The sequence below is a fragment of the Streptomyces sp. NPDC107581 genome (genome assembly GCF_055657175.1).
The window spans coordinates 154991-177642 of sequence record NZ_JBVKBH010000002.1; the positions used below are offsets into that span (position 1 = coordinate 154991).

The window sequence follows — 22652 nt, forward strand, 5'->3', positions numbered from 1 at the left end:
CCAATTTTCCCCACTGTCGACGCGTAGTGGTCTGACCACTCTGCTGGTTAGACTGCGACGCACCCAGCGACGGGAGGAGTGGTGTGGACGAGGCAGCACCGCAGAAGGCCACGGTGACCCAGCGGGCCATCGAGCAGATCAAGGCGATGATCGGCGAGGGCCTGCTGGAGCCGGGCCAGCGTCTGCCCACCGAGCGCGATCTCGCGGCCCAGCTGGGCATCTCCCGCAGTTCGATGCGCGAGGCGATCCGGGCGCTGACGGTCCTGGGCGTCCTGGAGGCCCGGCACGGTTCCGGCATCTACGTCACCGCGCTGGAGGCCGGCGACCTGCTGGAGACGTTCGGGGTGGTCGCCGATCTGTCCCGGGGGCCGCGGCTGGTGGAGCTGCTGGAGGTGCGCCGGATCCTGGAGTCCACGGCGACCGCGCTCGCGGCGGCCCGCATCACCGAGGACCGACTCGCCGAAGTCGAGAAGCACTTGACGGCGATGAACGCCACCGACGACCCCGAGGAGATCCTCGCCCACGACCTGGCCTTCCACCGCGAGATCGCGGCCGCCGCGGGCAACGAGACCATGGCCGCCATCCTGGAGGGCCTGTCCTCCCGCACCTTCCGGGCCCGCGTCTGGCGCGGCTACCAGGAGGAGGGCGCCTTCGCCCGCACCCGCCGCGAGCACGCCGCCATCCACCGCGCCCTGCGCGCCCGCGACCCGGAGGCGGCCCGCGCGGCGGCGGCCGCGCACGTCAGCGAGGTGGAGGAGTGGCTGCGGGCACAGCTCGGCAGCTAGCCAGTCCCACCAGAACGACCAGGAAGTCCGTCCCACGAGGTCTGCCGCGTAGTCGGGGAACGGCGTGGGCGGGTCATCGACGATGTTGTCCGCAGTCGACAGCACGTGCTCCAGAGCGAGCAGGTTCGCGCCGATGGCCCGTGTCCTGCTGCCGGGGCTGTGGCCGGACCCGGACGGTCCCGTCGATCCCGGGGCCCCGCTGATCGAGCTGGTCGAGCACGAGCCCGACCAGGCCGAGGCCGCGCTCGGCCGGCGCGAGGTGGACCTCGCGGTCACCCACTCCTACAGCCTGCTGCCCCGTCCGCTCCCGGCCGGCTGTGAGCGCCGGGACCTGTTCGAGGAGCCGGTGTTCCTGGTCCTGCACCCGGCCGAGGCGGCCGGCCGCGGCCTGGCGCCCGGTGCGACCGCCGACCTCGCCGCGTTCGCGGACGCCGCCTGGCTGCTGCCCGGCGCCGACACCGCCTGCCACGAGATGGCCCAACGGGCCTGCGGGGCCGCCGGGTTCGTGCCCCGTCCGGTCGCCGTCGCCGCGGACTTCGCCGTGCTGTGCGCGCTGGCCGCCCGCCGCGCCGGCGTCGCCCTGGTGCCCCGGCTCGCCCTGCCCGACCCCGGCGCGCCGGGCCTGAGCGTGCATCCGCTGCGGGTGGCCGTACGGCGCAGCGTGCACGCCGTCCACCGGACCGGGACGGGCGGGCACCCGGGCACCCGCCACGTCCTGGACCGCCTCGCCGAACTGGCGCCCGACGGCGGGTGACGGCCTCAGGCCCGCCGCAGCCGCAGCGTCATCAGCTCGAACGGCCGCAGTCGTACGCCGATCCGCTCGCCGTCCCGCACCGGCGGCTCGCCGTCGGCGCAGGGCCGCTCCAGCAGGTCCGTCGCGGTGACGTCCGCGACCGCGAAACCGGCCGTGAGCGTGGCCCGGGCCCGGCCGCCATGGGCCTCGTGGAAGCGGACCACGACGTCCCCGCTGCCGTCGTCGGCGAGCTTCACGGCCGTGACGGCGACCGCGTCGTTGTCCACCGTCACCAGCGGGGCGACCTCCCCGGCACCGGTCGTGGCGCGCTCGGGCAGGTTGATCCGCCAGCCCTCGCGGACCGCGTCGGCGATCCCGGCGCCGGGAACCAGGGCGTGCCGGAAGCGGTGGACGCCCTGGTCGGTCTCCGGGTCGGGGAAGCGCGGGGCGCGCAGCAGGGAGACCCGTACCGTGGTGGTCGTACCGCGGTCGCCGCCGGTGCGGACCGTGCGGGTCACGTCGTGGCCGTACGTCGAGTCGTTGACGACGGCGACGCCCCAGTCGGGTTCCGCCAGGTGGACGAAGCGGTGGTTGCAGGCCTCGAACTTGGCCGCCTCCCAGGAGGTGTTGGTGTGCGTGGGCCGGTGGAAGTGCCCGAACTGGGTCTCCGACGCGTACCGTTCGGCGTGCAGGTCGAGCGGGAAGGCCAGCTTCAGGAACTTCTCCGTCTCGTGCCAGTCGACCTCCGTGTCCAGCACCAGGCGCCGCTCTCCCGGCGGCAGGGCCAGTACCTGGGTGACCCGCGAGGCGCCGAAGGACCGTACGATCCGCACCGAGGCGCCGTCCTCACCGGCCGTCACCGCGTCGGCGTCCGTGAGGTCCGTGACCGTATTCCGGTAGAACTCGTCGACGTCCCAGGCGTCCCACATGTTCGGGAAGTCGGGGTGGAGCTGGAGGAGGTTCGCGGCGGCGCCGGGGGCGATGGTCTCGCGGTCGGCCTCGATGTCGTGGGCGGAGACCACCAGGCCCCGGCCGTCGATCTCGATCCGCAGCAGGCCGTTGTCCAGGACGTGTCCGCCGTCCGGGCGCGGCCCGAGCGTCGTCACGCCCTCGGTGTGCGGCGTCGCCGCTCCGCCGGCCGGGACACCGGCACGCGGGTGCGGGGCGGCATTGAAGACGAGGGGCGTCCGCCCCTCGCCCGCGAGCGCGCGTTGCGCGGACTCGATCAGGTCGTTCAGCTCGGCGGCGATCCGCTCGTAGGTCGCCCGTGCCTCCCGGTGCACCCAGGCGATGGAGGAGCCGGGCAGGATGTCGTGGAACTGGTGCAGCAGGACCGTCTTCCAGATCCGGTCCAGCTCCTCGTAGGGGTAGGGGGCTGCCGTGCGTACGGCGGCGGTGGCCGCCCACAGTTCGGCCTCGTGCAGCAGGTGTTCGCTGCGGCGGTTGCCCTGCTTGGTCTTCGCCTGGCTGGTGAGGGTGGCGCGGTGCAGCTCCAGGTACAGCTCGCCGACCCAGACGGGCGGTTCGGGGTGTTCGGCCTCGGCCTTCTCGAAGAACGCCTTGGGTGTCTCCCAGCCGACGGTCGCCGATCCTTCGAGGTCGCGCAGCCGGGCCGCCTTGGCGACCATCTCGCGGGTGGTGCCGCCGCCTCCGTCGCCCCAGCCGGTGGGCGCGAGGGAGTGCCGGGCCCTGCCCTTGTCCTTGAAGTTCCGTGCCGCGTGGGCGATCTCGCTGCCCTTCATGGAGCAGTTGTAGGTGTCGACGGGCGGGAAGTGCGTGAAGATCCGGGTGCCGTCGATGCCCTCCCAGCGGAAGGTGTGGTGCGGGAACGTGTTCGTCCGCGACCAGGAGATCTTCTGGGTGAGCAGCCACTTGGAGCCGGCCGCCTTGATGATCTGCGGCAGTCCGGCGGCGAAGCCGAAGGTGTCCGGCAGCCAGGCCTCCTCGTTCTCGACGCCGAACTCGTCGAGGAAGAACCGCTTGCCGTGCACGAACTGACGCGCCATCGCCTCCGAGCCGGGCATGTTGGTGTCCGACTCGACCCACATCCCGCCGGCCGGCACGAACCGCCCCTCCGCCACGGCCTTCTTCACCCGCGCCCACACCTCGGGCCGGTGCTCCTTGACCCACGCCCACTGCTGCGCCTGTGACATGGCGAAGACGAACTCCGGCTCGTCCTCGATCAGCGCGGTCATGTTGGCGGTGGTACGGGCCACCTTGCGCACGGTCTCGCGCAGCGGCCACAGCCAGGCGGAGTCGATGTGCGCATGGCCGACGGCACTGATCCGGTGCGCGGACGGTACGGCCGGGGCGGCCAGCACACCGGTCAGCCGTTCCCGGGCCCCGGCCGCCGTGCCGCCCACGTCCTGCAGGTCGACGGCGTCCAGGGCCCGCTCGACGGCGCGCAGGATGTCCCAGCGGCGCGCGGAGTCCACGGGCAGCTCGGCCATCAGCTCGCCGAGCACCTCCAGGTCCAGCACCAGCTGCCAGACCGTCTCGTCGAAGACGGCGAGATCCATCCGGGTGAGCGTGTACTGCGGCTCGCGCCCGGCGGTGTCCCTGTCGCCGAGCCGGGTGGGCCGGAAGGGGTGGTAGTCCAGGATGACCGGGTTGGAGGCGGCCTCGATGTGCAGACGCACCTCCTCCCCGCCCGCGACGGGCGCGCCGATGCGCACCCACTGGTTGCGCGGGTTGAGGCCCTTGACCGGGCTGCCGTCGGGCCGGTAGACCAGTCCCTCGCACTGGAAGCCGGGCATGTTCTCGTCGAAGCCCAGGTCGAGCAGGGCCTCCACGGTCCGGCCCGCCCAGCCTTCGGGCACGGTCCCGGTCACCCGGAACCAGCTGGTGCCCCAGGGAGCACCCCACCGGGCGCCCACCTCGATCGGCGCGGGCTCGGCCGCGAGCCCCTCCGCGACCGGTACCGGCTCCCCCGGCGCGTGCCACACCGCGACCTGCAGCGGCACGGACTCGGGGTACACGGCGGGGCGGATGCGTTCGTCGAGGACGCGCCGGAGGCGGGCTTCGACCAGATTGCGGTCGTCATGCATGCGAGGTGCTCCCTGCTGGGTTCCGGATGATTACCAGGGGTGGGTGACGGTCACGGGAGTCGAGGCGTTGTACAGCTCCCCCACCGCGCGCAGTTCGAATCGTCCGGCCGTCTCTCCCTGTGCGGGCTGCAGGCCGGAGACGAAGAAGGCGCGCTGGCAGGTGCCGCCGAGGAAGCGGCGGCTGCCGTCCGGCAGGAGGCGGTGCAGCTCGTAGTGGCGCACGGAGCCTGGAGCGGCGCCCCAGGCGAAGCGCAGGTCGCCCCCGGAAGCGGCGGTGATCCGCAGGTCCACGGGGGCCGCCGGGGCGGCGGCGGTGTCGCGGACGGCGAGGCCGCCCAGCCGCCAGCGCACGGGGCCGCCGCCGGGAGCGGTGAGGCGGACACCGAGGGCGTGGACCGGCCCCGACAGACTGGTGAGCCGTACGGCCGAGGTCTGCCAGGCGGTGGCCGAACTCACCGGCAGATACGTGTACGGCGGTGGCGCACCGGCGCCGCTCGGCTCGGCGGTGGCGACGGCCAGCTCGACGTTCACGCTCCCGGCGTCGGTGCGGTGCGTCAGCTCGACCACCGTGTCCGTACCGATCGGCAGCCTGGTGGTGTACAGGTCGACCACCACGGGTTGATCCGGTGCACCGGAGACCAGCACGCTGCTCCCGCCCCGCCACGCGTCCGCGAAGTCGAAGGAGACGGCCGGCCGCTGCCCCGCCGTCCGTACGGCCCACCGCCGCGACGGCAGCCGGTCCTGGAGCCCGAGGTGGTGCCAGGGCGCGTCCGAGGTGACGGACCCCTCTTCGTACCACCGCAGCCCGTGGCCGGTGTTGAACACGCTGGCGAACGGCAGCGCCGACACCGTCGACCTGTCGGCCACCGAGACCGCCGGCGCCCGCCACGGATCACTCGGGTCCGGGCGCGCCGGATCGAGCGAGCGCCCGGTCCAGAACCGGTCGTCGGCCGCGTGGAAGTCCTGTGGTGCGCGCTGCCCGGAGGGCAGGTGGTCACGGGTCCACTCGGGCCGGTAGAAGCCGATCGAGGTGACGTGGGCCTTCCCGGACGGCACCATCGCGTCCCAGTCCACCGAGGATTCGGAGCCGTTCGACTCGACGTCGACGCCGGCCCACAGCTCGTAGCGGCTGCGGCCCAGTTGTCCGGCCCTGGTTCCCGATGCGGCCAGGGTCGACGCGCTCCAGCGGAAGTCGACGAACATGTCGTCGGCGGCCTGGAAGAGGGCCTGGTTCCGGCTGTTCAGCGCTCCCTGCCAGCTGACCGTGCCGTTCACGGTCATCGCGTCGTACCAGGTCACCCGCTGTCCCTCGGCCGCCGCGCGCGCCTTCAGCTCCTTAATGAACCCGAGCATGGCGGTGCCGAGCGCGGTGTTCCCGCCGTCCGTCTCGGCGTTCACGAACCAGCCGTCGAAGCCGTACGCCGAGGCCACCGCGACGAGTTGAGCGGCGAGCGGGTAGTGCCCGGAGGAGTCCTTCTGGACCAGGTCGCGGGTCCACTGGAGCCGGCCGCCGTAGGCGGTGGGCGGCAGGAAGACGGTGCCGAGGACGGGCACGCCGTGCCGGTGGGCCGCGTCCACGACCGGCGCGTTCGGCGCCAGGATGAGCCCCTCGCCCGCCGAGCCGCCCCAGAACACCAGCTCGTCCAGGTAGGCCCAGTGGGTGAGGGCGTAGTAGTCGGCGGTGGCCGCACCCTGGGAGGGGTTGGAGGAGGTCGGTCCGAACGAGACCAGGGACTGGATGCGGGCCTGTCCCGACCGGGCGGTGGCATTGGCCGGGGTGGGGGTGAAGCGGGCGGTGAGCGGCACGGACGCGGCGTTGAAGGCCAGGTCGGTGTCGTCGGCGGCGCGCCAGGCCTTCAGGCTCCGCCAGGTGATGCCGGTCCCCGGGCTGCCGGAGGGGAAGGTGTCCGGGTACCAGTACGAGGCGTACGGCGGGGCGGCGGGGGCTTTCGGGCGGGCGGCCGCGAGGGCGGGGGCGGCCGGGAGCAGGGCCGCCGCGGCGCCGGCGATCAGGACGGTGCGTCTGGTGGGGTGCACGAGCAAGTGCCTCCTTGTGGGGTGGGGAGTACCTGGTCGGTGGTGACGACTTCGGTGATGCCGCGCGCGGCGAGGTGTTCCTTGTCGTCCGCGCGGGTGTCCAGGACGGTCGTGGGGCGGGCGCCGTCGGCGACGAGCCGGAAGAAGGCGTCGAAGACGGGCCCGCCGGGGGCACAGCGGGAGCGGCGGTCCGGGTCGGCGGGGACGACGAGGGCCGTGGCGCGCACCTCGGGGGGAGCGTGGTGCGCACGGGCCGCGTCGGCCAGCACGCGCGCGATGTCCTTGGGCCGCCGGTCGTTGGTCAACAGGCCGAGCCCGTACTCGAGCCCGGGGAAGTCGGCGAGTTCGCGGGAGACGTCGTAGGAGCACCACCAGGTGACGCCCCACAGATCGGGGCAGTCCAGAACGTTGTTCACGGTCGCCCGGGCGAACGCGGCCGCGTGCTCGGCGGGCACGAGGGGCGCGGGGGCGCCGACCTCCTGGAGCCACACGGGCCGGTGCGGCTGATCGGCCCAGGCCTTGCTCAGCTCGACCAGATAGGCGGCGTGGTGCTCCACGGGCACGGAGGTACGGCCGTGGCGCTGGGCGGTGCCGTTGAACACCCAGGAGTGCAGGGCGGTGACGGCGCCGAGGCGGGCCGAGTGACCGGGGGTGAAGGGCTGGTCGTCCTGGTACCAGGCGGCGTCGTAGGAGGCGTGCAGATGCAGCCGGTCCGGGGCGCCCTCGGCGCAGGCCGTGAGCATCCGGGTGAGCCAGCGCTCGGCGTCCTGGGCCGTGATGCGGTCGGGGTCCGGGTGGGGTCCGGCGGCGAACTGGTTGATCTCGTTGCCGACGGTCATGCCGATGAAGTGGGGCCGGTCGGCGAGGGCCGCGGCGAGGGTGCGCAGATAGGCGGCCTGGCCGTCGACCACGTCAGGGTCGGTGAAGAGGTTGCGCCGGTGCCAGGTGCGGGTCCAGGCGGGCAGGAAGTCGAAGCTGCTCAGGTGGCCTTGCAGTCCGTCCACGTTGACGTCCAGGCCGCGTTCGGCGGCCGCGTCCGCGAGGACCACGAGCTGGTCGACGGCGCGCGGGCGGATCAGGGTGCGGTTCGGCTGGAAGTAGGGCCACAGCGGGAAGACGCGGATGTGGTCCAGGCCGAGGGCGGCCAGGGCGTCGAGGTCGGCGCGCACGGAGTCCAGGTCGAAGTCGAGCCAGTGGTGGAACCACCCTTCGCTGGGGGTGTAGTTGACGCCGAAGCGCACGGCAGGAGGCATACGGGGTGTCCTTGCGCGGAGGGTACGGGGCTCAGCCCTTGACGGCGCCCTCGCCGACCCCGCGGAAGAAGTAACGCTGCAGGCAGGCGAAGAGGGCGATGAGCGGTGCGACGGCGATGACGGTGCCGGCGGCGACCAGGCGTTCGTCGTTGGCGAAGGTGCCGTGGAGATAGTTGAGGCCGATGGTGAGCGTGAACTTGGACGGGTCGCTGAGCACGATGAGCGGCCACAGGAAGTCGTCCCAGGCGCCCATGAAGGCGAAGATCGCGACGACGGCGAGGGTGCCCTTCACCGACGGCAGGGCGATGCGCCAGAAGCGCTGCCAGACGTCGGCGCCGTCGACGTAGGCGGCCTCCTCGATCTCGTACGGCAGGTTGCGGAAGGCGTTGCGCATCAGCAGCACGTTCATCGCGCCGATCGAACCGGGCAGCACGACCCCGACGAGCGTGTTGTTCAGGCCGAGTTCCCGCATGGTCGTGAACTGGGCGATGATGATGCCCTCCACGGGCACGAGCATCGCAAGGACGAAGGCCAGGGTGGCCACGCCCCGGCCGCGGTAGCGCAGGCGGGCCAGGGCGTACCCGGCCAGTGCCGATCCCACGCAGTTGGTCACCACGTTCGCGCTCGCGACCTTCAGCGAGTTCAGGGCGTAGTCCCATACGGGGACGGTGTCCGCGACCCGCCGGTAGTTGTGCAGAGTGGGGTGACCGGGCAGGAACGTCGGGGGTGAGCTGAAGATGTTCTCGGTGGGGCCCTTGAGGGAGGTGGACAGCTGCCACAGGAACGGGCCGATGGTGAGTGCCAGCACGGCGAGCAGCAGCACATAGCGCAGGGCCAGTTCCCACGGCCGGATGCGGCGGCCGTGCTCGTCGGTGACGCGGCGCTCGCGGACCGCGTGTTCCCGCCCGGCCCGTGCCCTCCCCCTCTCCTTCCGCTTCCCCTTCTCCTTCCGCTTCCCCCGCTGCTCGTTCTTCTCCTGCTCCAGGACGCTCATGACTCCTCCCTCCGGTCGGCGCGCAGGACGAGCAGCATCAGGGCGACGGTGACGGCGAACACGACGACGGAGAGGGCGGAGGCATAGCCGACACGGCCGGTCAGACCGGTGCCGGTGCGCTGGACGAGCATCACGAGGGTGGTGTCCTCGCCGGCCGGTCCCCCGCTCGGGCCGGCCATCAGGTACACCTCGGAGAACACCTTGAACGCGGCGACCGAGGAGAGCGCGGCGACCAGCACCATGGTGGAGCGCACGGCGGGCACGGTGACCGTGAAGAAGCGGCGGACGGGTCCCGCCCCGTCCACGGCGGCGGCCTCGTGCAGCTCGCGGGGCACGTTCGCCAGCGCGGCCAGATAGATGATCATGTAGTAGCCGAGGCCCTTCCACACCGTCACGGCCATGGCGCTCAGCAGGAGCAGCCACTGGTCGCTGAGGAACCCGACGCGTCCGATCCCGACCGTCTCCAGCAGGGAGTTGACCAGGCCGCGTTCGTCCAGCAGCCACACCCAGATCAGTCCGACGACCACGATGGAGGCCACGACGGGCGTGTAGAAGGCGGACCGGAAGAAGGTGATGCCGGGGATGTTCTTCTGCACCAGCAGGGCGAGCAGCAGCGGCAGCACCACCAGGGCCGGTACGACCCCGACGACGTACAGCGTGCTGTTGCGCAGGCCCGTCCAGAACATGTCGTCGTGCAGCAGTTCGCGGAAGTTGGCGAGGCCGACGAAGCGGCCCGGGATCAGGGTGCGGCGGTCGGTGAAGGAGTTCACCACGGTCGACACGAACGGGTACAGCACGAAGACGCCGGTGACGAGCAGTCCCGGTGCGGCGAACAGCCAGGGACTGGTGGGCAGTTGCCGTCGTACGCGGGTCGGGGCGGTGGGGGTGGCCATGGCGTCTCTCAGCCCTGCTGTGCAAGGAGCCGGTCGCACGCCTTGACAGCGTTGTCGAGCGCCGCCCCGGGGCTCTCCTTGCCCTGGAGGGCCTTGGCGACCTCGTTGCGCAGCGCGGTCTTCATCTGGTCGCTGAACAGCACCGGCGTGTAATTGACCGCGCTCTTCAGGGACTTGGCGGCGGCGACGCGCACCCTTGTCTCGTCGGTGCCGTCCTCCTTGGTGAAGTACGGATCGTCGAGGGACCCTGCGGTACTCGGGAAGATGGCGACCTTCTTGGCGAAGGACATCTGGTTCTGTGCGTCGGTGACGAAGTGGGCGAAGGCGACCGCGGCCGGGGTGTGTTTGGTGCGGGAGTTGACCATCACGCCCATCACGTACATGTTGGCGTGCCCGGTGCTGGTGATCTGGTCGGTGATGCCGATGTTCCGGTACAGATCGGGCGCCTGCTTCTTGAAGTTCCCGAGGTCGAGTGCGCTGCCGGGGTTCATGGCGACGGCCTCGGTGAGGAACTTCTTCCCCGTGGACTCCGGGGTGGCGGTCAGCGCCTGGGGGTCGAGGGCCTTGGCGTCGTACAGCTCCTTGTACTTGGTGAGCAGTTCGACCCCCTTGGCGTCGTTGAAGGCGAACCCGGTCCCGCCCTCGTTCATCAGCCGGGCGCCGTAACGCCCGAAGTCCTCGATGGTGGGCACGTTGGCGAGGGTGGCGACCCTGCCGTCGGTCTTCTTCGCCATCTGCAGGGCGTCGGCGAAGAGTTCGCCGTACGTCTTCGGCGGCGCGCTCGGATCGAGGCCGGCCTTGGTGAACAGGGACTTGTTGTAGAAGAGCGGCCCGGTGTTCAGGTACCAGGGGAAGGCGTACGTGCCGCTCAGGCCGGGCACCCGATGACTGGCCCAGGCCCCGTCCAGGTATGCGGTCCTGTACTTGCCCGCGGCCTTGTCGAGGTCGAGCGCGAGGCCGGCCTTGGCGAGCGGGGCGACCAGGTCCGGGGAGACGTTGACGACGTCGGGCAGGGTGCCGCCGGCCGCGTCGGCGCTGATCTTGTCGGCGTAGCCCTCGGCGGGCTGGTCGATCCACTTCACATGGGTGCCGGGGTACTTCTTCTCGAAGTCCGCGACCAGGCCGTCGAAGTAGGGCTTGAAGTTGGCGCGCAGGTTCCAGGTCTGGAAGGTGATGTCGCCCTCGACCTTGCCCGAGGCGTCGGTCGAGCCGCCGTCGTCACCGCCCGAGCCGCAGGCGCTCAGCGGCAGGACGAGGGCGACGGCAGCGGCGGCGAAGGTTCTGCGGGAGATGCGCACGGCGGCTGCGCTCCTTTGTGTGGGATGTGGCCGAAGGTGCCGGGCCAGACTGTGCACACCGTTTCCGGGACGCGTCAATGGATTCGACCCAGCTAAAGTCATTAGTGGCTCAAAATCCCAGCTCACAGCGGTCAGTGGAGGCTATTGCCGTCGATCACTAATGCGCTTTAGGGTAAGTCTGCTCAAGCGCATTAGCAGTTGGCCGGGACCGGACCGTCGCAGAGGAGAGCCGAGTTGCCGGAAAGGCGATCACCCGCACGCCGTCCGACGATGAAGGACATCGCGCGCCGCGCCGGAGTCTCCGAGAGCGCGGTCTCCTTCGCCCTCAACGGCCGCCCCGGCGTCTCCGAGACCACCCGCGCCCGGGTCCACCGGGTCGCCGAGCAGCTCGGCTGGCGCCCCAGCACGGCGGCCCGCGCGCTCTCCGGCGAGGGCGCGGCCACCGTCGGCTTCGTGCTCGCCCGTCCCGCGGACACGCTGGGTGTCGACTCCTTCTTCCTGCAACTCGTCTCCGGCATCCAGGAAGTGCTCGCGGAGCGCCATCTGGGCCTCCTCTTCCAGGTGGCCGAGGACGTGGCCGACGAGTGCGCGGTCTACCGGCGCTGGTGGGCGGAGCACCGGGTCGACGGTGTCCTGGTGGTCGACCCGCGCGCCGAGGACCCGCGTCCCGACCTGCTGGACGAACTCGGCCTGCCGGCCGTGGTGATCGGCGGTGCTCCCGATGTCCGCCACCCGGGCCTGTCCACGGTCTGGGCGGACGACGCCGGGGCGATGGCGTCGGTGGTGGACGAGTTGGCCTCCCTCGGGCACCGGCGGATCGTGCACATCGCAGGCCTTCCCGGTCTGGCACACACCCGGCGCCGTGTCGCCACCCTGCGCGCGGAGGCGGAGCGCCGCGGCCTGACCGGGGTCCGCTCGGTGACCACCGACTACTCCGACACCGAGGGAGCCGCCGTGACGCGCCGGGTGCTCGGCGGCTCCCCTCCCCCGACCGCGCTGATCTACGACAACGACGTGATGGCCGTGGCCGGCCTCGCCGCCGCCGCCGAACTCGGCTTCCGCGTCCCGCAGGACGTCTCGCTGGTCTCCTGGGAGGACTCGGCCCTGTGCCGCATGGTCACCCCCCGGCTGTCCGCGCTGTCCCGCGACAGTGCCGCGTTCGGCCGGACGGCGGCGCGGGAACTGCTGGCACTGCTGGACGGGGGCGCGGCACGGGCGGTGGGGGTGCCGGTGCCGCGGCTGACGGGGCGGGGCAGCACGGGGACGGCGCGGCAGGCGTGACCGGCAGTGCTTCACCGTTCAACCGCCCGTCTTGTCCCCGTAATTCACCATTCAAAACTTGCGGAACGACCCGTACGGAAAGATGCTGGAATCATTGGGTCGGGCATATCACCGACAGCCGTAACACCGTGGTGGCGATCAGCTTCGTGCCGCCGACCTCCTTCTGCGCCCGACCACCGGCCGACGGCTGGGCACGTGCTCGCCCTCGCGGTGGCGGACACGCACCCGAAGGAGAGCCGCCATGAACGCGCCGGCCGAGAGCGGGACGGCCACGCCCCGCTACTGCGCCCAACCACCCCAGACCCAGCCCGTGTTGCGCCCGGACCTCAGTCCGGGCCGGTCGAGGGCCATACTGCTGGTCCGCGCCAAGTGGGTCAACGGCACGGTCCTGCACTTCGCCTTCCTCGACCACGGCGGTGACATCGGCGGCGAGGAGCAGCTGGACGAGGTCCGGCGCGCCTTCCAGGCCTGGAAGGACCTCGGGATCGGCCTGGAGTTCCAGGAGGTGACCGATCCCGGCGACTCCGAGATCCGCATCGTCTTCCAGGAGCGCGAGGGCTCGGCGTCGTACGTCGGCCGGGACAATCTGACGATCGGCACCAGCGAGCCGACCATGACGTTCGGCTGGGACCTGACCACCCGGTACGGCAAGGCCACCGCGCTGCACGAGACCGGGCACTCGATCGGCTTCGCGCACGAGCACCAGAACCCCTTCGCGGGCATCGTCTGGGACGAGGACAGGGTCTACGCGGACCTCGGCGGACCGCCCAACAACTGGCCCCACGAGGTCACGTTCAACAACGTCCTGCGCAAGCTGTCGCAGAACGAGGTGACGGGCTCCACCTGGGACCCCGCCTCCATCATGGAGTACAGCTTCGGCCCCGGACTGATCGTGCGTCCGGAACGCTACCGCGGCGGCATCCCCGAGACGCTGGGCCTGTCCGCCACGGACAAGGAGCGCGTCCTGCAGTGGTACCCGCCGCAGGCCGCCCAGCCGTCCAGGCTCCAGGCGTTCCAGTCGACCCCGTTGCGGCTCGCCACCGGGGAACAGGCCGACTTCGAGATCGTTCCGCCGGAGACCCGCAGCTACCAGATCGGCACGTTCGGCGACAGCGACGTCGTCCTGGCGCTGTTCGAGGACACCGCCGACGGCCTGCGGTTCGTCGCCGCCGACGACGACAGCGGTCAGGACCGCAACGGACGCCTCGAGGTCAAGCTGGTCAAGGACCACCGCTATGTGACCCGGGCCCGCCTGTACTCCACCTGGGGCAGCGGCTCGATCGCGCTCATGTACTGGTGAGCGGTGGCGGCCCCGCATCCGGAGCCGCCACCCGGCGAGTGGCACGGTCCGTGCTCAGCCGTGCCACTCCACCTTGAAGACCCACACGTACCGGCCCGCCTTACGGGCCGCCTCGGGGACGTCGATCACCAGCGCGCCCTTGCTCACCGTCCAGGTCAGGGGCCGGTCGTGGCCCAGCAGGGTCACCCGGTCACCGGCACGCACGGGCACCGGGGCCTCGACGGTGAGCTTCGGGCCGGGCGCGGCGAGGGAGTGGATGTAGAACGCCTCGTCCGGGCGGACCGTGAAGCGCAGATCGGTCCCGAGCTGGGCCATCCGCGACCAGTAGGTGGTGTCGTACACCGCCTCCCCGTTGACCTTCAGCCATGCGCCCGTCTCACGCAGCCGGGTCTGCATGATCCCGGGGATCGTGCCGTCGGCGCGCGGGCCGATGTCGAGGAGGAGGTTGCCGTTCTTCGACACGATGTCGACCAGGCTGTGGACCACCTCTTCGGCGGTCATGTACGCCGCGTCGGGGGTGGCCCGGTTGTAGCCGTAGCTGAAGGGGTCCAGGCCCCGGCTGGACTCCCACTTGGCGACAACCGTGTTGTCGTACGTCGTGTACTCGGGGGTGGTGAAGTCGTGGACGTCGATGCCCGAGCGGTTGTTGACGGTGACGTCGATCGGGCGGGCGCGGTTCTTGGCGTGGTTGAAGTAGTCGGCGAGGACGTGAAGGCTGTCGTTCGCGCCGCCGATGTCGCACCAGATGATCTCCGGGTCGTAGCCGTGGATCAGTTCGAGCATCTGTGGTGCCTGGTGGTCGTGGACGTAGTCCTTGCCGGCCGTGTAGCCGGTGTACGGGACCGGCTGGAGGGTGTAGGGGTTGCGCGGGGCGTGCCCCATCCACGGGTTGTCCGGGTTGAACCACTCCGGCATGGAGAAGTAGAGGCCCCGGTGGAGTTCGGGTGCGTAGCGTCGTGACGCCTCGAAGAGTTCCTTGACCAGGTCTCGTTTCGGGCCCATCCGCACCGCGTTGCGGTCGCAGACCTTGGTGTCCCACAGGGCGAAGCCCTCGTGGTGCTTGGAGGTCAGGACGTGGTACTGGGCACCCGCGTCGCGGAACAGTTCCACCCAGGCCCGCGGGTCGAACCGCTCGGCGGTGAAGCGGGGGATGAAGTCGTCGTAGGCGAAGTCCTCGCCGTAGGTGTCCCGGTGGTAGGCGTACACCGCGTTGCCCGGGTCCTGCATGTGGTTCCAGTACCACTCCGCGTACTGCTTGCCGACCGGTGACCAGGCGGGCACCGAGTAGACCCCCCAGTGGATGAAGACGCCGAACTTGGCTCCCTGGAACCAGTACGGCGCCCGGTGGGCGGAGAGAGAGGTCCCGGTGGGTTCGTAGTCGGCGGTGCCGAGGGTCAGTCGGGCCTTGCCGGCGGCGGCCGGGGCGCCCCGGCCGGTGACGGTGACCGTGCCGTCCCGGCGGGTGCCGGGCGGCGTGCCCGGGCGGTTGCGGATGCCGATGCGGACGCGGGCCTGTTCGCCGGGGTCGAGGCGGCGGATGCGGGCGGGCTGGACGGTGCGGGCGCCCGGGACGTCGGCCGTCACGGACACGCCGTCCGCGGCCAGCACCGCGACCGTCCCCGCGTTGACGACGGTCGCCTCCACGCTCTGCGCGCCGGAGGGTTCGAGCAGGGAGGGGGTGGAGTGCGGGGCGCGCAGGGTCAACGCCCGCCCCTGGGCCGCCGGTTGGAGGGAGAGGGCGAAGATGTGCAGGGATGCCTTGTCCGGCTGGGCGGGGTGGGTCACGGGCAGCGTGAGGGCGACGGCCTCGCGGGCCGGGTCGAGCCAGACCTCCGAGACGCCGAGGCCGACGGCGTGATCGTCCCTGCCGCCGTCCGGCCGGTAGCGGTAGGGGGCCGAGAGGGGGCCGCCGGCCGCGTACCAGTCGGCGCCGCCGAGGCTCGCGCTGCTGGTCGTGCCGTCGGCGTAGTGGACGGTGGCCGTGCCGGAGGCGTCGCCGTAGCTGGCGGCGGTGAGGAAGTACGCCGACAGGTAGCGCCCCTCGGGGAGGTCGAGGCGCTGGCCGAGGGCGACGACGTTGTCGTGGGCGCCCGGGGCCGCGGCGGGGAAGAGGAAGGGCACGCCGTCGACCTCGATGCGGCCGGCGGGCAGTTCCTCGCCGGGAAAGGTGTAGCCGGAGCCGTCGAAGTCGCCGCCGCGTGCGGAGGCGGTGTCGATGCCGTCGTTGTCGCACAGGGCGTCCAGCGCGACGGGCACGGGGTCGGGGACGGCGGCCCACGGTCCCCGGCGTTCGCCGGCCCGCGCGGGTACGGCCGCGGTGAGGGGGAGGGCGGCCGCGGCGGTCACGCCCGCCGCGGCGCCCAGGACCAGTCGTCTGGGACACGTGCTCATGAGCGGCTCCCATCCAGTCCGATTCATCGGATGTCTGATGATTGTGGCGGCACGGCAAGGCTGTCAACGGGGCTGCAACGGGATGAAGTTGAACCATAGATCGGATGACAGCTCTCCTTGCCGTCATCGGCCTCTCGACGTGCGGAGCCGGACCGTGCACAGTTCTCCCTACGCGCCTTGATTCGTACCGACGAGTAGCCCGCGCGCGCAGCCGACGAGGAGCCAAGGAGTGCCCGTGAGCAGCTGGGCCGGCCGGACCGCCGCCGAGATAGCCGCCGCCGTACGCGCGAAGGAGGTCACCCCGCGGGAGGTGGTGGTGGAGCACCTCGCACGGATCGAGCGGCTCGACGGCCGGATCGGGGCCTTCCGTACGGTCCGGGCCGAGGCGGCCCTCGCGGAGGCGGACGAGGTGGGGGCCCGTGCCGACCTGGCCGGTCTGCCGCTCGCCGGGGTGCCCGTGGCGGTGAAGGACAACCTGACGGTGCGCGGCGAGTCCGCCCGCAACGGCTCCGCCGCGACCCCGGACACCCCGGCCGCCGAGGACCATGTCACGGTCGCCCGGCTGCGGGCCGCCGGTGCCGTGGTCGTGGGGCTGACGAACGTGCCCGAGCTGTGCGTCTTCGGCACCACGGAGGGCGTGCACGGCACCGCCCGCAACCCGTGGGACACCACCCGGACGGCGGGCGGCTCCTCGGGCGGCAGCGCGGCCGCGGTGGCCGCAGCTCTGGTGCCGCTCGCCCTCGGCAACGACGGCATGGGCTCGCTGCGCATCCCCGCGGCCAACTGCGGGCTGGTCACGCTGAAGCCGGGACACGGTGTGGTGCCGGCCGGGATCGGCAACGGCGACTGGTTCGGCATGTCGGAGAACGGTCCGCTGGCCACGACGGTCGAGGACCTTCGGCTGATGCTCGACGTCCTGGCGGACACCGCGGTCGCGCGCCGGGAGAAGCACTCACCCCGCAGGATCGCCGTCGCGCTGCGCAGCCCGCTCGCCGGAGTCGGCGTGAGCAAGCCGTATACGACCGCGGTCCGGCAGGCTGCCGGAGTCCTGGCCGAGGCCGGTCACCGGGTCCGGCGCGCCGAGCCGCCCTACCCGCTCTCGCTGGGCGTGACCTCGCTCCAGCACTGGACGGCGGGTACGGCGGTGGACGCGGCGGGGCTCGACCCGGCGCGGCTGGTGCGGCGGACCCGGGTGCATGCGGCGGTGGGCCGCCGTTTCCTCGGCACGGTCCGCTCCGGCGACGGGCGCGAGCGCCTGCGCGCCCGGCTGACGCCGTTCTTCACCGAGCACGATGTCCTGCTCACCCCGGCCCTGGCCCGCCGGTCCCCCGAGGCCGCCCCGTGGCACGAGCGGGGCTGGCTGCGCAACCTCCTGGCCAACACCGCCTATTCGCCCTTCACCCCGCCGTGGAACCTGACGGGCTGGCCCGCGATGTCGGTCCCCTTCGGCACGCTCCCCTCGGGCGCCCCCTGCGCCGTACAACTGGTGGGCCGTCCGGGCACGGAGCCCGACCTGCTGGCCCTGGCGGAGCAGCTGGAGCGGCTGCGCCCCTGGCGCCGGACGGCCCCGCCGGCGGATCAGGGCTAGCCCGGCCGGCGGGCGCGGCGGTCAGTCGAGCGACTTGTACATGATGTGCAGGCCCACCCTGCCGTGGCGGGGATGGTCGTAGGCGTCCGGGACCGTGCCGAGGACGGTGAAGCCGAGGGACGTCCACAGGCCGACCGCGGGGTTCGTCTCGACCACGGCGTTGAAGACCATGGCGTGGTATCCCCGGGCCTTGGCCTCGGTCAGGAGGTGCTCGGCGAGGGCCCGGCCGATGCCCTGGCCGGTGCGGTCGGGGTCGACCATGAAGCCCGCGTTGGCGACGCCCGCGGCGGGGCCGCCGTAGTTCGGGGTGAGGTAGGCGGAGCCGACCACGGTCCCGGTGAGGTCCTCGGCCACGTAGACGCGCTTGGCGGGACTCATCCACAGGGCGCGGGCCGCCTCCTGCGAGGTGTCGGGGTCCCAGGCGTAGGTCTCGGCGGCGGCGACGATCCGGTGCCAGAAGGGCCAGATCTGCGGCCAGTCCTCGGCCTCGGCTTCTCTGATCAGCATGGGCGTGAGTCTGCCACGCCCATGCGTGCGGCGATCGCGAGCCTTCGGGGTCAGTCCACGCTGGGCAGGATGTGGGGTTCGGCGAGGTCGTCCTCGTAGCCCGCGAGGCGGATCGGGGCGGACCGGGCCCACACGTCGAGGCTGCCGAGTTCTCCGGGCCGGCGGCCCCTGCGCTCCGGACGTTCCTTGGGGCGTTCGTCGCGATTCGTCTTCTCCGATGTCACCGCGCACTCCTTATGTGTCGGGTCACCCTCGGGGCGTACCGGACAGCCTGCGCTCCGGCACACGTTGCCCGCTCGGGTCTGGGTGGAAGGCCAGTTCGGACGCGGTGGCGCCGGCACGGACGATGGGTGTGGGTGGGACCCTGTACTGCTGCCCGTCCCCTCCAGATTAACCAAATGAGCGGACACCCGCTCGATAGGGAGTGCAAACAAGATGTAACTAATGCGCGTCATTTACCGCCCCAATGCCCCCCAATATGCCGCTATTTGTCATAAAGCGCATCACCCATACCTCCCGGCGATTCACCCACCCGGCCTACACGCGGAGCAGTTCAGGTGCCGTTGGCCGGACCGCAAGGTCGCCATGGTCTGGTGTCGAGCGGCAACGGCTGTCTCGCGGAAGGACTGACGCATGGAGCTGCGCAGCGTCGAGGAGCTGATGGATCTGCTGTACGCCGGACGGCATCAGCACGCGCTGCGGACCGCCGCGCTGCTGCGCCGCAGCCGTCCCGCCGACAAGGAGCTCCAGGTGGCGGGCCTGGTCCACGGGATCGGGCCGATACTGGGCCCGGCCGACGAGGCGGGGCGGGCGCGCAGCGCCGCCGAGGCGGTGCGCCCGCTGCTCGGGGAGCGGGTGTTCCGGCTGGTGCGCGGGGACGTCCATCGCGCCGGCCCCGCCGACGACGACCTGCTGCGGCTGCGCCAGGCCGCCGAGGAGAGCCGGACGGCGGGCTTCGACGCCGGGGTGCTGGAGGACTGGCGCACCGTACTGGAGTTGCTCGCGGCCCGGAACTCACGGCTCGGCGCCGTCGACTGAGGGCATCGGTCCGGCCGCTCCCCTGCTGTCTGACGGACCGTCACGAGACGGTACGGCGATGACCTCGTCGTACGGGCTCGCAGGCAGGGCGGCCGTCGTCACCGGTGGGACGCGCGGGATCGGAGCCGGGCGAGGCGGAGATGGCCGCGGAGCTGCCGCTCGGGCGGATCGGGGAGCCGGAGGACGTGGCGCGGGCCGTGGTGCGGCTCGCCTCGGACGCGGCCGAGTGGATCACGGGGGCCGATCTGCTGGTGGACGGCGGGACACGGGTGCGGGCCGCGCGCGCGTCGACCGGATCCGCCGTGCACGCCCGCCCGCGGGCGCACGGGCCCGCACCGCATCAGGGGCGCGGAGCCGAATAGCCGTGCGTCCGCGCCGCACGGGCGCGGCCGGCCGTCCGCAGGGCCCGGCCGGCCACCGGTGTCGTCCTTCGTGCCGGATCCCCCGGGCGCCGTGCGGACAGCCGGCGCCCGGTGCGGGCCGTTACCACTTGCCCGGCGCGTAGTCCTTCAGGAAGACGCCGTACAGGTCCTCGCCCGCCTCTCCGCGCACGACCGGGTCGTAGACGCGGGCCGCGCCGTCCACCAGGTCGAGCGGCGCGTGGAAGCCCTCCTCGGCGAGGCGCAGCTTGTCGTAGTGGGGGCGCTCGTCGGTGATCCAGCCGGTGTCGACCGAGGTCATGAGGATGCCGTCGGTCTGGAACATCTCCTGGCCGCTGGTCCGGGTCACCATGTTCATCGCGGCCTTGGCGGCGTTGGTGTTCGGGTGGCCCGCGCCCTTGTAGCCGCGGCCGAAGACGCCTTCCATCGCCGAGACGTTCACGATGTACGCGCGCCCGCTGGCCGCCTTCCCGGCCGCGTCGGCCATGACCGGGCGGAGCTTGCTGATCAGGATGAACGGCGCCGTGTAGTTGCACAGCTGGGTCTCCAGCAGCTCCACCGGGGAGATCTGCTCGATGGTCTGCACCCAGGTGTTGCTGTCGACGACATCGGGGACCAGTCCGCCCGCGTCGATGGCGGTGCCGTCGAGGTGCCGGGCGATGCTGGCGTTGCCCGCGACCAGCGCGAGGTCGGCGACCTTCTGCGCGTCGAGGCCGCTGACGCCGACGGGCAGTGCGGCCGGGCCGGCCAGCCCGTCCACCGCGCCGGAGTTGAAGGCACCGATGACGTGGTGGGCCGGCAGCTCCCCGGCGGGCAGCGGGGCGCTCTCGCCCTCGACCAGGGCGGCGTAGGCGGAGGGCAGGCGGCGAACGGTCTGCGTCGCGTTGTTGATGAGGATGTCGAGCGGACCGGCCTCGGCGATCTGGTCGGCGAGGGCCACCGCCTGCGCCGGGTCGCGCAGGTCGATGCCGACCACCTCCAGGCGGTGCATCCAGTCCGCGGAGTCGTCCATGGCCATGAAGCGGCGGACGGCGTCCTTCGGGAAACGCGTGGTGATCGTCGTGTGCGCGCCGTCGCGCAGCAGTCGCAGCGCGATGTACATGCCGATCTTGGCGCGGCCGCCGGTGAGCAGGGCGCGCTTGCCGGTGAGGTCGGCGCGGGCGTCGCGCTTGGTGCGGTTCAGGCGGGCGCAGTCGGGACAGAGCTGGTGGTAGAAGTAGTCGACTTCCACGTACCGCGTCTTGCAGGTGTAGCAGGAGCGGGGGCGCTGGAGTATCCCCGCGATCTGCCCCTCCTCGGTGACCGACGACGGAAGGATGCCCTCGGTCTCGTCGTCGATGCGCTGGGCGGAGCCGGTCGCGGTGGCCTCGGTGACCGCCTTGTCGTGGGCGGTCTTGGCGGCCCGGCGCTCCTGGCGGCGACGCTGCTTGACCGTGCGGTAGATGCCGGCGGTGGCCCGGCGCACGGCGATCGCGTCCGGGTGGTCGACCTCCAGCTTGTCCAGCTCCTCGAGCACGCCGAGGCAGACGGCCAGGCGCTCGGGGTCGATGCCGGGGCCGTACACGACCTCGTCCATGGCCGTCGGGCCGTCCTCTGTCACCGTCATCGCGCTGCCGCTTCCCTGATCACCAGCGCGGCGCTCCGACTCGCGCCCGCCATCGAACGGGGAATTTTACGGAGCGCCGGGCCATTCGGCCAAACCCGCTCGGATTCAGGCCCGGCAGGCCGTGATCAGCATCTCCACCTCGGCCGTCACCGCGCGCGCGAACACATCGAGATCGGGAACGGCCTGCGCGTCGGCGACGAGCCCGTAGTGGACGCGGCCGCGGTACGTCGAGATCGCGACCGCCAGGGACTGGCCGGGCGCCAGCGGGGCGAGGGGGTAGACCTCGGCGAGCTGCTGGCCGCCGAGCTTCAGCCCGAGCCCGGGCATCGGCACGCTGGTGACCAGGATGTCGTACCAGAGCCGGGCGGCCTGGCCGACCAGCGGACCGCCGAGCCGGTGGCCGAGGGCGGGCACGTGATCGGCGAGCAGCGCGACGGCTCCGGCGCCCCGGTCGGGACCCGCGTCCTTGTTGCGGATCATGGCGGTGCGGACCGTGTCGAGACGGCGCAGCGGGTCGGGGTCGTCCACCGGAAGCCGTATCAGGTACCCGGAGAGCCGGTTCCCCTGTGGGTGGGCGGAGCGCGGGCGGCGCCGGGAGACGGGGATGAGGGCACGGGGTGCCACGCCGTCGCTGCCGTCGCCGCGCTCGTCCAGCCAGCGGCGCAGCGCACCGGCGACCACGGCGATGAGGACGTCGTTGACGGTGCCGCCGGCGCTCTTGCGGACCCGGTGCACGTCGTCGATGTCCACCACGACCCCGGCCGTGCGGCGGGTGCCGCTGGGCGTGGACGTCAGCGCGGACGAGGTGCGCATGCCGAGGGTGGACCGGGCCAGGGAGGCGCCGATGTCCAGGGCCCGGCCCACGTCGGACAGCGCGCCCTTGACCAGGTGGGGGATCAGGCCGGGCAGTCTGCGCACGTCGGAGAGGAGACCGCGCGGCGGCTCGATGGCGCGCGGGCCGCGCTCGGGCAGGTCGACGGGGTCGAGGACGCCGGCGGCGAGTTTGAGCGCGCGCAGCCCGTCGGCGAGGGCGTGGTGGAACTTGAACAGCACGGCGAAGGAGACACCGTCCTCGCCGGGCAGCACATGGGCCTCCCACGGCGGCCGGTCGCGCTCCAGCGGACGCTCCATCAGCTTCCCCGCGCTCGCGTGGAAGTCGGCGGTCGGGGCGTGCAGCCGTACGTGGTTGAGCGGGTCGAAGTCCGGGTCGCTCTCCCGGGTGGCGCTGCCGAAGGCGAGCGGCTGCCAGACGTCCCGGATGCGCATGCGCAGGCCGGGCACGGCGGCGGCCCGGGCGGCGAGCAGATCGGCGGCATGGGCGCCCGCGGTGGGCGACTGCGCGGTGAAGATGCCGAGCGCGCCCAGGTGCATCGGGTGCCGGTCGGACTCCATGTTCCAGAAGGCCAGGTCGAGGGGGGCGAGCAGATCGGAAGTCAAGGGCTTGCCTCGCGTCGGCGACGGGTGGGGGTGCAGGGAAACAGTCAAAGCGCGCCACCCGATTACGGTCAAGTATGATCACGC

The 22652-nt window shown here is 72.1% G+C and carries 17 protein-coding genes and 1 pseudogene; 7 read left to right on the forward strand and 11 right to left on the reverse strand.

Annotation, left to right across the window (positions count from 1 at the left end; genetic code table 11):
- Nucleotides 1-83: 83 nt before the first annotated feature.
- Nucleotides 84-785, forward strand: a complete 702-nt coding sequence (locus ACZ7P3_RS04655; protein ID WP_472078947.1) for a FadR/GntR family transcriptional regulator — start codon at nucleotides 84-86, stop codon at nucleotides 783-785.
- Between the two features lie 133 nt (nucleotides 786-918).
- A complete protein-coding gene (locus tag ACZ7P3_RS04660) occupies nucleotides 919-1539 on the forward strand; it encodes a LysR substrate-binding domain-containing protein (protein ID WP_472078948.1) in 621 nt (206 codons plus the stop codon).
- A gap of 5 nt (nucleotides 1540-1544) precedes the next feature.
- Here the strand turns inward: ACZ7P3_RS04660 and ACZ7P3_RS04665 are convergent, their stop codons facing one another.
- From ACZ7P3_RS04665 to ACZ7P3_RS04690, 6 genes are read right to left on the reverse strand one after another with little or no spacing between them, the layout of a single operon-like run.
- Nucleotides 1545-4565: an alpha-mannosidase gene (locus ACZ7P3_RS04665; protein WP_472078949.1), complete on the reverse strand. Its 3021-nt coding sequence runs from the start codon at nucleotides 4563-4565 to the stop codon at nucleotides 1545-1547.
- A gap of 30 nt (nucleotides 4566-4595) precedes the next feature.
- The gene (locus tag ACZ7P3_RS04670; protein ID WP_472078950.1) at nucleotides 4596-6602 is read right to left on the reverse strand and encodes an endo-beta-N-acetylglucosaminidase; all 2007 of its coding nucleotides are present in this window, start codon (nucleotides 6600-6602) and stop codon (nucleotides 4596-4598) included.
- Nucleotides 6575-7855, reverse strand: coding sequence for a glycoside hydrolase 5 family protein (locus ACZ7P3_RS04675; RefSeq protein ID WP_472078951.1), 1281 nt, complete (start codon nucleotides 7853-7855; stop codon nucleotides 6575-6577). Before ACZ7P3_RS04675 ends, ACZ7P3_RS04670 begins: the two co-directional genes overlap by 28 nt.
- A 31-nt stretch (nucleotides 7856-7886) precedes the next feature.
- Entirely contained in the window at nucleotides 7887-8849 is a 963-nt protein-coding gene (locus ACZ7P3_RS04680; protein ID WP_472078952.1) for a carbohydrate ABC transporter permease, read from the reverse strand.
- A complete protein-coding gene (locus tag ACZ7P3_RS04685) occupies nucleotides 8846-9742 on the reverse strand; it encodes a carbohydrate ABC transporter permease (protein ID WP_472078954.1) in 897 nt (298 codons plus the stop codon). The genes ACZ7P3_RS04680 and ACZ7P3_RS04685 overlap by 4 nt, the downstream gene beginning before the upstream one ends.
- 8 nt (nucleotides 9743-9750) lie before the next feature.
- Nucleotides 9751-11040, reverse strand: a complete 1290-nt coding sequence (locus tag ACZ7P3_RS04690; protein ID WP_472078955.1) for an ABC transporter substrate-binding protein — start codon at nucleotides 11038-11040, stop codon at nucleotides 9751-9753.
- 270 nt (nucleotides 11041-11310) lie between these two features.
- Here ACZ7P3_RS04690 and ACZ7P3_RS04695 point away from each other — a divergent pair, with 270 nt between their 5' ends.
- Complete coding sequence (locus ACZ7P3_RS04695) at nucleotides 11311-12321, forward strand: LacI family DNA-binding transcriptional regulator (protein ID WP_472078956.1); 1011 nt, start codon at nucleotides 11311-11313, stop codon at nucleotides 12319-12321.
- A gap of 241 nt (nucleotides 12322-12562) precedes the next feature.
- A complete protein-coding gene (locus tag ACZ7P3_RS04700) occupies nucleotides 12563-13621 on the forward strand; it encodes a matrixin family metalloprotease (protein WP_472078957.1) in 1059 nt (352 codons plus the stop codon).
- Between the two features lie 54 nt (nucleotides 13622-13675).
- Here ACZ7P3_RS04700 and ACZ7P3_RS04705 read toward each other — a convergent pair whose 3' ends face one another.
- Entirely contained in the window at nucleotides 13676-16012 is a 2337-nt protein-coding gene (locus ACZ7P3_RS04705; protein ID WP_472078958.1) for an alpha-L-fucosidase, read from the reverse strand.
- A 235-nt stretch (nucleotides 16013-16247) separates the two neighbouring features.
- Here ACZ7P3_RS04705 and ACZ7P3_RS04710 point away from each other — a divergent pair, with 235 nt between their 5' ends.
- Nucleotides 16248-17600, forward strand: a complete 1353-nt coding sequence (locus ACZ7P3_RS04710) for an amidase (RefSeq protein ID WP_472078959.1) — start codon at nucleotides 16248-16250, stop codon at nucleotides 17598-17600.
- A gap of 21 nt (nucleotides 17601-17621) precedes the next feature.
- Here the strand turns inward: ACZ7P3_RS04710 and ACZ7P3_RS04715 are convergent, their stop codons facing one another.
- Both ACZ7P3_RS04715 and ACZ7P3_RS04720 read right to left on the reverse strand, forming a co-directional pair.
- Nucleotides 17622-18107 (reverse strand): GNAT family N-acetyltransferase, encoded by a 486-nt coding sequence (locus tag ACZ7P3_RS04715; protein ID WP_472078960.1) that lies wholly within the window; start codon nucleotides 18105-18107, stop codon nucleotides 17622-17624.
- A gap of 50 nt (nucleotides 18108-18157) precedes the next feature.
- Nucleotides 18158-18331: a hypothetical protein gene (locus ACZ7P3_RS04720; RefSeq protein WP_472078961.1), complete on the reverse strand. Its 174-nt coding sequence runs from the start codon at nucleotides 18329-18331 to the stop codon at nucleotides 18158-18160.
- A gap of 409 nt (nucleotides 18332-18740) precedes the next feature.
- On the opposite strand from ACZ7P3_RS04720, the gene ACZ7P3_RS04725 reads away from it, so the two are divergent.
- Both ACZ7P3_RS04725 and ACZ7P3_RS04730 read left to right on the forward strand, forming a co-directional pair.
- Entirely contained in the window at nucleotides 18741-19145 is a 405-nt protein-coding gene (locus ACZ7P3_RS04725) for a hypothetical protein (protein ID WP_472078963.1), read from the forward strand.
- A 122-nt stretch (nucleotides 19146-19267) separates the two neighbouring features.
- Nucleotides 19268-19507 (forward strand): annotated as a pseudogene (locus ACZ7P3_RS04730) (SDR family oxidoreductase); the annotation flags it as partial.
- Nucleotides 19508-19628: 121 nt separating this feature from the next.
- Here ACZ7P3_RS04730 and ACZ7P3_RS04735 read toward each other — a convergent pair.
- Both ACZ7P3_RS04735 and ACZ7P3_RS04740 read right to left on the reverse strand, forming a co-directional pair.
- Complete coding sequence (locus tag ACZ7P3_RS04735) at nucleotides 19629-21131, reverse strand: SDR family NAD(P)-dependent oxidoreductase (RefSeq protein WP_472078964.1); 1503 nt, start codon at nucleotides 21129-21131, stop codon at nucleotides 19629-19631.
- Nucleotides 21132-21236: 105 nt separating this feature from the next.
- Entirely contained in the window at nucleotides 21237-22568 is a 1332-nt protein-coding gene (locus ACZ7P3_RS04740) for a wax ester/triacylglycerol synthase family O-acyltransferase (RefSeq protein ID WP_472078965.1), read from the reverse strand.
- Nucleotides 22569-22652 lie beyond the last annotated feature (84 nt).